The sequence below is a fragment of the Brevibacillus borstelensis genome, from assembly GCF_036700025.1.
Lineage (GTDB): Bacteria > Bacillota > Bacilli > Brevibacillales > Brevibacillaceae > Brevibacillus > Brevibacillus borstelensis.
Genome location: NZ_CP144922.1, coordinates 2,908,755 through 2,921,173 on the forward strand (window position 1 = coordinate 2,908,755; position 12,419 = coordinate 2,921,173).

Below are 12,419 nucleotides of genomic sequence, written 5' to 3' on the forward strand. Positions count from 1 at the left end.
TGGAGGAAATGACGTTTCGCATTGACTTGAACTGTGACATGGGAGAGGGCTTCGGCGCGTATAGCATCGGGAACGATGAGCAGATCTTGCCCTACATCACTTCGGCCAATATCGCTTGCGGCTTTCATGCCGGCGATCCGGCAACCATGCGAAAAACCGTGATAGCAGCGCTGGACAAAAAGGTGGCGGTAGGGGCCCATCCCGGTTTGCCGGATCTGATCGGCTTTGGCAGAAGGAATGTGTCCATTACTTCTGCAGAAGCTTATGAGTACGTTGTCTATCAAGTCGGCGCCCTGGAGGCATTTATCCGTGCAGAAGGCGGTAGCATGCAGCATGTAAAGCCGCACGGCGCACTGTACAATATGGCTGCCGTCGATCCGGAGCTGGCAGAGGCGATCGCGGAAGCAGTCTACCGGGTCAATCCCGAGCTGTTTTTGGTCGGACTGGCGGGAAGCCATCTCATCGAAAAAGGTCTCCAAGCGGGATTGCGCGTAAAAAATGAAGTGTTTGCCGACCGGACGTACCAGCACGATGGAACCCTCACTCCCCGGTCGCAGCCGGATGCGCTCATCACAGATGAAGAAAAGGCGGTTTCCCAGGTGATCCGGATGATCAAAGAAGAGAAGGTAGCCACGAGACAAGCCGTGGACAAAGAAATCGTTGCGGAAACCGTCTGTATACATGGGGACGGCCAGCATGCCGTGGAATTTGCAAAGCGCATCCGTGCGACTCTGGAAGAATCGGGCATCGCGGTCATGGCAATGGGCCTCGAGACTTAGCAGCCTTCCTGCAAATGTCTTTCTTCCGTTTTGCTTTCCGCGTAATAGGCTTGTTTGGATTTCTTGAACACATTCAGCAGCAAAACAACGGAAAGAACGACGGATATATAAGAAAAGAGCAGGGACACCGATTGCAGGTCGAACGTTTCGGAGGCGATGCCTAAAAGAAATGTGCATACAATCTGGACAATGCTTTGAAACATCCCTGCCAAGCTGCCGAATCGTCCCATCATGTCTGCCGGAACGTTGTTTTGGTAAAACGTTTGATAGCCTGCATTTGCAAAAGACATAAAAAAACCTAAAATCAAAAAGCTGATCGCGGCAGTCAAAAAGCTGAAGGACCCGTAAAACATGGTGTAGCCGATCGTGGTGAGCAGCATGCCGACGGCTAAGTACGCTTGCAGCGAAAATTTTTTCGTTGTAGCTGTGGCTGTTATCGCTCCTGCAATCGAACCAACGCCAGCGATGCTCACGATCACACCATACAGCTTGTCGGTTAAGGACAATTGCTGCTTCAGAAAGGTGACCTCCTGAGAATCAAGGGCAAACGCAATCATCATGGCCATCTGGAAAAGCAGATAAATCCGCAAGAAATAACGATCATGCAAAACAAACGCTTGAACGATACGCCAGTCATTTACGATCATGTTCCATGAAAGAGGCTGGCGTCGTTGCAAAGCCTCGTCGGAAACATCAGGCAGAAGGGCAATCAAAGCCGCACAAAAAAAGAACGTAATGCCGTTTATGAAAATGCACAAACTCGTTCCTGTGGTAGCAATCAGGACTCCGGCAATGGCGGGCCCGATGAGGAAGGCGCCGGCATTCAGCATGCTCATGATTGAGTTAAAACGCCTGCGCTCTTCGGGTGTAACCAGCTTTGTCACGTAATACGTCGAGCTTGGGCCAAAGAAGGAGCCCGCCACATTCGCAATGAACAGAATGGCGTAAACAACCCAAACAGAGGACAGCAATGGAATCAAAAGAACGAGAGCGCCCCGAGCCACATCCGAATAGATCATGAGCTTCCGTCTATTGACCCGATCAATCAGAGAGCCCGCCCAGAATTGAGTCAGCAGCCTTGCCACCGGTCCAACGATATATATACCTGCTACCGCTGCAGCTGAACCCGTCATGTCCAAGATGAAAATATTCAAGGCAACCAAATAAATCCAATTGCCCAAATAAGATACACCAATACCGCAAAGCAACAACGAATAGGTCCGCCAATTCCCCATACATCCACCCTGTTTCAAAATCTCCAAAAGCAAAGTCCTCAGGCTGACTGTCTTTTGGGTAAAGCCTAAGGAGCGAACGTGTCCCCCAAATTCGGCAATGTCTTGTAAATAGCCATGCCGATCAGAAACAGCACGAGCAGCTTCAGGATTGTGGCAGTGAGGATGCTTTCAACATGACGCTCAATGCTGCTCTCTACCACGATGTAAACGACCACCGCAATACATGCAAGCAAGAAAAATCCGATAATAGGCCACATTCCAGCATATCACCCCGGATACGTCATGTTGGGCTGCAATCGAAAGGCTTTCTATAAGGATAACAGAACTGGATACAATTGGAAGCTGGTGATTCCTCTTTGGACGGGAAGGGACGAGTATGGAGATGCGATCTGCTCCTGGTACCTTTCCTTTATGAAAGTTCAAAATATAGTGAAACAGCATACTTTATTTAACATTACGAATACCTCCCTGTCACTAGATTCGCTTTGAAAAAGCTGATACAATCCCTCCATTACAGCTAGGAGGGAACAACCGAAAAGATGAATGCGCTGTCCAAAAAAGAAATCGTCCTCATAAGTCTCATGTTGTTTTCCATGTTTTTTGGTGCGGGCAACCTCATCTTTCCGCCATTTCTGGGTCAGTCTGCCGGTGATCAGGTAGGGCTTTCTCTTGCCGGCTTTATTTTGTCAGCAGTCGGACTGCCGATTCTGGGCGTGGCAGCCATCGCCAAGGCGGGGAGCTTTTACGAGTTGGCCAAACGGGTTCACCCTGCTTTTGCAAGCTTGTTTCCACTGCTTATTTACGTCTCGATTGGACCGGGACTGGCCATTCCGCGGGCGGGAAGTCTGGCTTATGAGATGGGCATGCTGCCTTTTTTGCCGCAAACCGCAGCGACACAGCCCGTGGGACTTGCCCTGTATACCCTTGTATTTTTCGGGCTGGTCTTTTGGTTTAGTCTGTCTCCGTCCAAACTGGTTGACCGGTTTGGCAAGCTGATGACACCAGCGCTCTTGATTCTGCTCTCGTTGATCTTCGTAAAAAGTCTCTTTGGTCCAAAAGGGGGGCTTGTGCAAGCGGAAGGGGCGTACGCTGCTCACCCTGTGATGCAAGGCTTTCTCGACGGATATTTGACGATGGACGCACTGGCGGCGCTTGCCTTCGGCATTGTCGTATCCAATACGCTTCGGTCCAAGGGAGTCACAGAGCCTGGCCGGCTGTCCGGTTACATGATGGCCGCAGGCACGGGGGCGGGAATTTTGCTGGCCGTCATCTATTTGATGCTGGGTGCTATCGGCTCTACTCACGCATTTTTGGGCAAGGCAGAGAACGGCGCACAGCTTCTGACCAATGTGATGGGGCATTTATTTGGCTCCTCCGGCATTCTCCTGCTTGGGGTCATCTTTACGGTCGCTTGTCTCTGCGTTTCCATTGGACTCGTGACCTCGTGCAGCCAGTACTTTTCCGGGCTGTTTCCGCGCATTTCCTATCGCGGGTGGGTTGGCCTGCTCTGTATCGTGAGCATGCTGATCGCGAACATGGGGTTGACGCTGATCCTGAAGATTTCAGTGCCGATTCTGGGCGCCATCTATCCGGTCGCGATCGTGTTGATCCTCTTCGCGCTCGCCGAGCCGCTGCTTTCTCCGCGATCTCATCTGTATGTAACGGCAGTCGGACTCGTTGTAGTCTACGGGCTTCTCGATCTGGTCAATACGATGCTTTTGCCGCGCAGTATGGACTTCTTGCTGGCCAGCCTTCCCCTGTATTCGGAGGGAGCCGGTTGGGTGGTGCCTGCATTTGTCGGCAGCATTCTCGGTTTCGGAGTAGATCTGCTGCGCAAGCGGGCTTATTGAAAAGGACTTGTGCTCCCAATCCTTCCTTGTTAAGATGGAGAAAATATTGACTCGATTTGGAAGTGATTGGATGTACAGGAAAAAGGCAATCCTCCCTGCAGCGCTTTTGCTTTTTCTCACCGGCTGCGAGGAGAAGCCGCCTTTTACAGTTTCGGTCGGGCAAGAATCGGTTGAGCCGCAGCATCGGATAGAAGTAAATGAATGGCTGAAGCGTTTGGATCGCTCATCCGATGCGGTGCAGATGTATGACATGGAAGGGTATATATACTATTCTGTAAAGGGGTACAAGGATGTCTCTGTATCCTATATTTTCGAGGAAAGTCGCGGCAATACGAAAAGGACGCTGAAAACGACCTTTATCCGGGGAAATGATACGGATACGCTGTTTGTCAAAGTGAAGTACGATGCCAAAAAATGCTGTGATCTGAAAGTGATCGATGAACAGCCATAATGGCACGACGGGTGTGGTTGGAACATGAGGATGCAAGGAACCGAACCGAGATATCGGCAATTGTTAGTTGAATAAGCCCCGTTTGTTGAATAATCCCGTTTCCTTTATGAGGAGGCGGGGTTTTTGCTTGCTTGCATAGGCGGTACGAGAAGATACGGAGATTGTGGAAGAAAATAGTTCGTTACTTTTTACTTGGATCAGTCGTATTAAACAATGGGGGATTATGGAAGTGCACGAGAGAAAGGTTGAGATGCATGCAAACAACACCTACCCCATTGACCGAGAGAATCAATGAACTGGATGTCATCAGGGGATTTGCGCTCTTCGGGATTTTTTTGGTGAATATGCCGGGATACATGCAGCCGGAGCTTTTTCTCAGCATGCAGCGCATTCCCGAACACGCAGGCGCCGTTGATTTGTGGCTGCGGATGATGCTGGACATGCTTGTTCAGACCAAGTTTTACACGATCTTCTCTTTTTTGTTCGGCGCAGGGTTCTACCTCTTCATGAGCCGCCTGGAGCAAAAAGGGGTGCCGGTTGGCAGCAAGTATTTCAGGCGGTTGACCGTGTTGTTTTTGTTTGGCATCGTACACTTGTTGTTCTGGTTCGGGGATATTTTGCACACGTATGCGTTGGCTGGCATCCTGCTCTATTTGTTCTACAAAAGGCGGGAGGTTGTCATCAAAAGATGGGCGATCGCGTTGCTCGCTCTTTTACAGATACCGATGGGACTGGCGCTGCTCATCCCCGATGACGGACACGCAACAGGCGCCCAAGAGGAGCATCTGGCCAGACAAGCGGTCGACGCCTATCAAAACGGGAGCTTGGGGGAGTGGCTCTCCTTTCGCTGGAACTATGAATTCCCGGTGCTCTTTCAAAATGAATGGCTGATGATTCTGACCGTATTGCCGCTCTTTTTATTTGGACTGTATGTCGCCAAAAAAGGGGTGTTTCACCAGCTCGGCCAATACGAATCGGCAATCAGACGATACTGGGTGATTTCGCTTTTGACCGGATTTCCGCTGGCAGTGCTGATTCCCTTGGTTCACTTTGGGATCGTCCCGATTCCGGGTTCGCTGGAAATGACTCGTCTTGTGCTGATTCAGTGGAGCGGATTGGCTCTGTGCGTTTTTTACCTCACATCGATTTTGCTGATGATGAGAAAAGAACAAGGCAGCGAAAGGCTTGCCTTCCTGGCACCTGTGGGGCGAATGGCGCTGACCAATTACATCGCCCAAACTGTGCTTTGCATAAGTACCGTCAAGCTTTTTCACTTATACGGTTCAACCCCGCTCTGGGTTGGCTTCATGCTGTGTCTGCTGATTTTCCCGATTCAGGTGGCGTGGAGCAAATGGTGGCTATCGCGTTATCGTTACGGACCGCTGGAATGGGTATGGCGAAGCCTGACTTACGGGTCTGTTCAGCAGTTAAAAAAGTGAGAAGACAAGGACTTTGGAGGAAATGTATGAGACCAGATACTTTGATGGCGATCATTGCCGTCTCCATTCTAACGACCGGCTATTGGGCCTTGTGCAAATGGTTGCAATCGCGCTAGCGTAAACATTCCTATTGCCTCTTGCCAAGCTGACAGGTAAGATGGTGAGTGTTGTTTTCCATGTCTATGGCGGAAAGGTATGACGTTTAAAAAATGGCCCGAAAAGAACGAATCGTCGAATTGGATTATGTCCGATCATTTGCTTTTTTGGCTGTCGTGTATCAGCATGTCATCGGCGTATACATTCGCAAGCCGGGAGTTGGGGAAGAGACGGCGTTTCTTTTTGGGATGTTGTTTCATCTGTTGAAATTTGCGGTTCCTGCATTCGTATTCGTCACGGGACTCGTGCTGTTTTACAACTATTACGACCGCTTGCAGTATCCGCGGTTTATACAAAAGAGGTTTACGGAGATCGTGGTGCCTTACGCGGTCTGGTCGATCGTCTATATGGCGATGCATCACGACCTGACTGGATTCAATCCGGAGACGCTGTGGCTGGTGCTGAAAAAATGGATGACAGGAACCGCTTCCTATCATCTGTGGTTTGTCGTGATGATTTTCCTGTTTTATCTCTTATACCCGATCCTGCTAAAGCTGTTCAAGTGGACAAGACATGCTGTACGGGGAAGAGCGGGCAGGACGTTTGCCGTTGGAGCTGCTGCTCTTGCCTACGCCGCTCTGATGTGGTTCTCCGTCCGCTATATCCCGGCTCATTCGTTTCGGTTTGATCTGGCCTGGCTCGATGCTTACTTGATCAAATACCGGGATCGCAACTTTCTGTATTACTCTTTTTATTTTTTCATGGGCGGTCTGGCTGCACTGGCATTGCCGCAGTTTCGCGTCTTTTTGCAGAAAAGGTGGCTGTGGCTGTTCGCCGCTTTTGGTGTCACCTACGCCTATATCGGGTATGAGCTGGTCAAACATTCGGCCGGCCCGATTGTCAATTTGAATGTGGCAACCTCGCTGAAGCCTTCGATGTTTCTCTATACCGTAGCCCAGCTCCTCGTTGTCTACCTCGTAGCCGTGTGGGTGGGCAAGTCGGGTTCGCAATGGAAAAAATGGCTGACGATGCTTGGGCATTATTCATATGGCGCTTATCTCATCCACGCGCTCGTCCTGACGTATGTGATGAAATTGCTCAATCACTGGGAGTGGACGGCAAGCGGGATCGGGGGCAGTCTGATCGCGTTTGTTCTCTGTTCTGCGTTTTCCTTCGGGTTGTCTTACGGCTTGGCTAAATTGCCTTTTGGCGCTTTGCTCGTGGGAGCTGCCGAGAAGAAGAAAAACAGCTCGGCTCCATCGACACCGAAGGAGTATAAACAAGCGATATGAAGGCTTTCAATTGCAACAAACACGGCTTCCCTTGATTATCAAAGGGGAGCTTTTTTTGCGCGGAAATGTTCCGAATTTTCGTAATCAAAGCAGGAGTTAAACGGGCAAAAATGGTATATGTTATGTCAAGATAGATAAAGGGGTGGAGCGTACAGGATGATCGCTTCCTATGTGCAGTTGGCATTATCGATGGCATTTGTCGGCATTAATATTTCGGTGGGAAAAGCCATCGTCGAGCACGTACCTGTTTTCTTGTTTTCGGAATTTCGCTTTATCCTTGCCGTGATTATTCTCCTTCCTTTGCTGTCCATGCGTGGAGAGTGGAAAAGCTCGTGGCGGAAAGAAGAGGGGAAGACGCTGTTCTGGCAGTCTTTCTTTGGGGTGTTTTTATTTAGCATTTGCATGCTTTACGGGGTACAGTGGACTACAGCCACTTCGGCAGGCATCATTACGAGCACCGTACCGGCTTGCATCGCTTTGTTTTCTTTTCTGCTCCTCAAGGAAAAAATACGCTCACATCAACTGGTCTCCATTTTATTTTCGGTTGTGGGCATCGGCTTCATTACCTTTACGGGCGGAGCGGCAAGCGTGGGCTGGGGCGCCATGTTTGGAAATCTCCTCGTATTTTTGGCCGTCATCTCGGAGGCCCTCTTTACGATCTTTGCCAAAAGGCTGTCGGAGAGTGTGACCCCCTTTCAGATGACGGCGGCGATCAATGTGATCAGTCTGATTTTGTTCCTCCCATTTGCGATTGCCGATCTGATCAAGACGGATTTGACTGCTGTACCGTTCCAGATCTGGCTGCTGATGATCTACTATGCCGTCACCGCAAGCGTCCTTTCTTTCGTCCTCTGGTACAGAGGCGTAGCGAAGGTGGCTGCTTCTACAGCCGGCTTGTTCACCGGCTTTATGCCGGTCAGCGCTGCGCTCGTGTCCGTTCTCTTTTTGGGTGAACAGTTCACGTGGGCTCACGGAATGGGCATGCTGTTTGTACTCGGGGCAGTTGTGGCTGGCACCAGAAGCGTCGAGGATCAGAAAGTGAGGGTGGAAAGGTAGCGCCAGCGGCCTGGAGATGGAGTTGTGAAGGTCGAGTCGAGGCGCAGAGAAGGCAACCAGCCAGGCTCACCAGAGCTTTCGAAAGATTCCAAACAAACTCGTCCAGAACCCACTGCAAATAATTTTTTACGGAAAGTCTGCGATTTCGCATCGCAGGCTTTTTTGGGGGCGATGTTTCACCGGCCTTGACAAAATAAGGCTCCACAAATATAATTATCTAGGTAATTAATTTGTAAAATACGTTATAAATAGAGAACATTTTTGCTAACAGGAGAGGAGCATATACTGTTGAAAAGAGAGAAAACAGCAAAGGGGAAACTTCCGTTGTTTGCGGCCAAGCTGGTTCTGTTTTTACTCGGTTTGGTCGTTTTGTCGATGGGCGCCGTCAGTATGATGAAAGCGGCATTAGGCGCATCTTCTTGGGATGTCCTGCATATCGGCCTGTCGGGTTTGACCGGCTTGTCAGTCGGTTTATGGGTACAGATCGTTGGTATTCTGATGGTCGGAATCGCATGTATTCTGGATCGGCGTTTGCCGCAGATCGGGAGCGTCGCCAACATTTTGTTGATCGGCTTTTTTGTCAACATCTTCCTTGCGAGCAGCATCATTCCGGTTGTGACAGCGCAGTGGGCGCGGTTTGTCGAATTGGTTGTCGGGATTGTTCTGATGGGTATCGGGTCGGGGATGTATGTCGCGTCCCGCTTGGGAGCCGGTCCGCGGGATGGAATCACGCTGTCGCTCGTCCGTATCACCGGCCGATCTGTCCGCCTGGTCCGTACCTGCTTGGAAGGGACGGCGCTCTTTTTGGGCTGGATCGCGGGTGGACCGATATCGTTCGGCACATTCTTGTCAGTATTTCTGGTCGGCCCTGTGATGCAGGCATCTCTTCGCTTTTGGACAGTCCAAGTCCGACGTTGGGAGCGCAGGCTGTTGCCTGCTGTCGACATGGATCAGCTTGAGCAGCCCGCGCAAATGGCTGAAAGAGTATCGTAACAGGAGAGTCGACGTGATTTGGCAAGAACTCTCGATTTATTTCGCAGTTGGAGGATGGCAGAAGAGCTTGATTTCTGTTCGAACCTGCATATCTGGAGCGACACGAAAAAAAGCGTCTTGGATGAGCATCCAAAACGCTTTTTTCTGTTTCCATTACCCTTGCAAATCGAGAACTCCTTGGTAAATCAGGGAGAACAGTTCGTCGATGTCTTCTTCTTCAATACAAGAGAAGGCAATGCGCAAGTCGGTCTTGCCCAAAGCGATCGTACCGACACCATATTTCTCAAGCAAATGGGTACGCAATGTTTCCGCATCTACATTCTTGAGCTTGAGACACATAAAGTATCCCGAGTTGAAAGGATAGTACGTCCACACGTCATCAAATTTGCCGCTGTCAAGCAACTGCTTGACCCGGTTGGCGCGACGTTTCATGATCTCGAACTTTTCTTGCTTTTCTTGGTTGAAAGTCGGTGAATTCAATGCGTGCAGGATAAAGGTTTGGGACGGGTGCGGTCCGCTGGAAATCGTCGCGCGGATCATTCCGAGCGTTTTCTGCTCCAGGGCAGCCAGCAGGGCATCGCTTTTTCCGCCGTAGGTGATAAAGCCTACACGGAAACCCCAGACGTATTCTTCCTTGGTCGCGCCGTCCACCTTGATCGGCAGAATTCGCGGATGCAGGTCGCAGAGCGCGCCGAACAGAGACTCCTGCAAGGAATCTTCAAAGAACAGACTGAAGTAGGCGTCATCGGTTACTGCGACGATGTTGATTCCCGCCTCGGCACCAGCCTTCAGCGCTTTGAGAATTTCTTCGGCTTCCTTTTGCCCAGGCGTATATCCGGTCGGGTTGTTCGGGAAGTTGAGGACGACGATCGCTTTGCCCTTCTCTTTTTGTGCCAGGATCGCATCCTTGAGACCTTCCGCGTTGAAAGTCATTTCATCGTTATAAAGCGGATAATAGACCATTTCCGCCCCGCGGCGAATGGAGAATGTCAATTCGTAGTTCTCCCAGTTTTTGTCGGGGATAATGACGCTGTCTCCCGGTCCTGCGTACAAGTCCGCCACGACACTCAGACCGTGCGTCAATGCATTCGTCACGATCGGATTGCTGAAGGTTTTATTTTCCAGAGAAGGATGCTCCTCCAGCATTTTTTTCCTCCAGGCGGCGCGCAGCTCCGGCTTGCCGGCAGGGGGAGCGTACTCGTAAAGGTCTTTTGGTGCATAAGCGGACAACGTGTCCTGGATCGATTTCAAATGCATCGGCTGGCCGTTTTCCAATGCAATCCCGATCGTGGCGTTGTACTTTTTGGCCTTTGATTTCGCTTCGGCAGATTGACTGAGGATGCCTTCCTTCGGGAAGTAAATCAGTCGGCCCAATTCAGAGAGCATGTCGAAAAAGTGCGGATTTTCACGTTGAATTGTCTCGTTGAGCTGAGATGCAAGTGGATGCATGGTTTCCTCCCTCTTCGTTTCCATCAACTTCATGTTTACCATTTAAGATAGCGTATATAAGCGTATTTGTCGATGAAAAAACAGGCGTTCAGCAAAGCGTTTGACGAAAGGGGACCGCTTTGTTACGTTGGATACAAATTGACTCGTTGTCGGGGAGGAGAAGCGAGATGGCTGAACGGATGATCGTGCAGCTGGGGGATCCGATTCTAAGGGAACGATCCAGGCCGGTGAGCCCGATTACGCAAAATGTGTGCAACATTCTGGATGACATGGCGGACACCATCTACGCGACCGAGGGAAGAGCAGGTCTTTCTGCGATTCAGATCGGGATACCCAAGCAGCTGGTCGTCATGGATTGCGGAACCGGCCTGATCGAACTGATCAATCCGGTAATCGTGGACAGCCGGGGTGAGCAAAAAGGAACCGAAGCCTGCCTGTCCATTCCCGGTGTCGTTGGCATAGTCAAGCGGGCCCAATATGTAAAAGTAAAGACGCTAACGCGTGCGGGAGAAGAGGTCGTACTGGAGGCAGAAGGATTTTTGGCCCGGTGCGTGCAGCATGAAATCGACCATTTGCATGGCATCCTCTATATCGACTATGTAAATGAGCTGTACGATGACCGGAAAGGCAAAAAGCTGAAGCCGGCAGACGCCAATCCCCTCCTCGCTCATCGGCGTCGTTTGCCGCGTTGATTCGGCCGCAGACAGCGAATCTAGTACGGTACACAGCAAGGAGGAACTCGCAATGAAACGATACGACGTGGTCATCTCCGGATTTGGCTCGGTAGGCAGACAAGTCGCAAGATTGCTTCACGAGCGCAAGGAAAGATACCGGATGGTCTACGATGCCGATGTCAGGCTTGTCGGCGTCATGCGTTCGACCGCTGGCTGCTACGCGGATGAAGGACTGGCACTCGAACAAGTCCAGGCGTTTTCCGCAGAGAAAAGTATGGGAGATAAAAAGAAAACGGGAGCCGACTTCCTGGCAGCATGTCCATTTGACATCCTGATCGAAGCGGGTCCTTCTGATATTGTCACTGGCGGCATGGCCCTCTCCTACATGAGAACCGCCCTGTCCCGCGGCAAGCATGTCATCGCGATCTCCAAAGGGGCGCTGATAGCAGATTACCAGGGGCTCCATGAGGCGGCCAGACGACATGGGGCCATGCTCAAAGTAAGCGGAGCAACGGCTGCAGCTTTGCCGACGGTTGATTTGCTCCAGTTCAATTTGGCCGGTTGTGAAGTGGCGCTGATCGAAGGAATATTTACCGGAACAGCCAATTTTGTGCTGAGTGCAATGATGGAAGAAGGCATCTCCATGGAGGAGGCGATTATCCGCGCCCAGCAGATGGGGATTGCCGAGCCTGATCCGCGCTTTGATCTCGAAGGCTGGGACACGGCCTGCAAGCTGACAATTATGGCCAATGCAGCTTTTCATGCAGGCATTCGCCTGTCGGATGTGGCACGGAAGGGCATCCAAGGCATCACACCGGAGCTAGTGCAGAAGTGGAAAGCAGACGGTCTTGTCCCCAAGCTGGTAGGCAGTCTGCGCAAAGTCGACGACACTCTCCAGGCCGCTGTGGACGTGCAGCTATTGTCCGAGACTCACCTGTTCGCCCAAGTCCGCGGGACGACCAAAGCGATTCGTCTGGAAACGGACACAATGGGGGAGCTGTTGGTGGGGGGAGGAAAATCCGACCCGGTGGCAGCCGCAGCTGCAGCCCTGAAAGACCTGGAGCACATCCTTCAGGCAAACCGGGCAAAAGGCTGAACGAATCCC

At 51.1% G+C, this 12,419-nt stretch carries 12 protein-coding genes; 9 read left to right on the plus strand and 3 right to left on the minus strand.

Features of this window, described 5'->3' with window-relative positions; all coding sequences use genetic code 11:
* Positions 1 to 8 precede the first annotated feature (8 nt).
* Positions 9 to 779 (plus strand): 5-oxoprolinase subunit PxpA, encoded by a 771-nt coding sequence (locus tag V5G20_RS13765; RefSeq protein ID WP_338460889.1) that lies wholly within the window; start codon positions 9 to 11, stop codon positions 777 to 779.
* On the opposite strand, the gene V5G20_RS13770 is transcribed toward V5G20_RS13765, so the two are convergent.
* Together V5G20_RS13770 and V5G20_RS13775 are read right to left on the minus strand one after the other, a co-directional pair.
* On the minus strand, positions 776 to 2,014 hold the full coding sequence (locus tag V5G20_RS13770) for an MFS transporter (protein WP_279041897.1): 1,239 nt from the start codon (positions 2,012 to 2,014) through the stop codon (positions 776 to 778). The two genes, V5G20_RS13765 and V5G20_RS13770, sit on opposite strands and share 4 nt — an antisense overlap.
* A gap of 65 nt (positions 2,015 to 2,079) precedes the next feature.
* Positions 2,080 to 2,271 (minus strand): hypothetical protein, encoded by a 192-nt coding sequence (locus tag V5G20_RS13775; protein ID WP_031933067.1) that lies wholly within the window; start codon positions 2,269 to 2,271, stop codon positions 2,080 to 2,082.
* A 282-nt stretch (positions 2,272 to 2,553) separates the two neighbouring features.
* Between V5G20_RS13775 and brnQ the strand changes: the two genes are divergently transcribed.
* The 6 genes from brnQ (at position 2,554) to V5G20_RS13805 (ending at position 9,191) form a co-directional block, all read left to right on the plus strand.
* A complete protein-coding gene (gene brnQ / locus V5G20_RS13780; protein WP_338460895.1) occupies positions 2,554 to 3,864 on the plus strand; it encodes a branched-chain amino acid transport system II carrier protein in 1,311 nt (436 codons plus the stop codon).
* Positions 3,865 to 3,934: 70 nt separating this feature from the next.
* On the plus strand, positions 3,935 to 4,315 hold the full coding sequence (locus V5G20_RS13785; protein ID WP_024983621.1) for a hypothetical protein: 381 nt from the start codon (positions 3,935 to 3,937) through the stop codon (positions 4,313 to 4,315).
* A 254-nt stretch (positions 4,316 to 4,569) separates the two neighbouring features.
* On the plus strand, positions 4,570 to 5,754 hold the full coding sequence (locus V5G20_RS13790) for a DUF418 domain-containing protein (RefSeq protein ID WP_122959040.1): 1,185 nt from the start codon (positions 4,570 to 4,572) through the stop codon (positions 5,752 to 5,754).
* A gap of 209 nt (positions 5,755 to 5,963) precedes the next feature.
* Positions 5,964 to 7,142: an acyltransferase gene (locus V5G20_RS13795; RefSeq protein ID WP_338460900.1), complete on the plus strand. Its 1,179-nt coding sequence runs from the start codon at positions 5,964 to 5,966 to the stop codon at positions 7,140 to 7,142.
* Between the two features lie 156 nt (positions 7,143 to 7,298).
* Positions 7,299 to 8,198: a DMT family transporter gene (locus V5G20_RS13800; RefSeq protein ID WP_003390466.1), complete on the plus strand. Its 900-nt coding sequence runs from the start codon at positions 7,299 to 7,301 to the stop codon at positions 8,196 to 8,198.
* A 288-nt stretch (positions 8,199 to 8,486) separates the two neighbouring features.
* On the plus strand, positions 8,487 to 9,191 hold the full coding sequence (locus tag V5G20_RS13805) for a YczE/YyaS/YitT family protein (RefSeq protein ID WP_003390465.1): 705 nt from the start codon (positions 8,487 to 8,489) through the stop codon (positions 9,189 to 9,191).
* A 153-nt stretch (positions 9,192 to 9,344) separates the two neighbouring features.
* Here V5G20_RS13805 and V5G20_RS13810 read toward each other — a convergent pair whose 3' ends face one another.
* Complete coding sequence (locus V5G20_RS13810) at positions 9,345 to 10,640, minus strand: aminotransferase class I/II-fold pyridoxal phosphate-dependent enzyme (protein ID WP_003390464.1); 1,296 nt, start codon at positions 10,638 to 10,640, stop codon at positions 9,345 to 9,347.
* A 167-nt stretch (positions 10,641 to 10,807) separates the two neighbouring features.
* Here V5G20_RS13810 and def point away from each other — a divergent pair, with 167 nt between their 5' ends.
* Positions 10,808 to 11,332: a peptide deformylase gene (def, locus tag V5G20_RS13815; RefSeq protein WP_338460903.1), complete on the plus strand. Its 525-nt coding sequence runs from the start codon at positions 10,808 to 10,810 to the stop codon at positions 11,330 to 11,332.
* A gap of 52 nt (positions 11,333 to 11,384) precedes the next feature.
* Positions 11,385 to 12,410 carry a homoserine dehydrogenase gene (locus V5G20_RS13820; protein WP_338460905.1) on the plus strand — a complete coding sequence of 342 codons (1,026 nt, stop codon included), beginning with the start codon at positions 11,385 to 11,387 and terminating at the stop codon, positions 12,408 to 12,410.
* Positions 12,411 to 12,419: the final 9 nt, after the last annotated feature.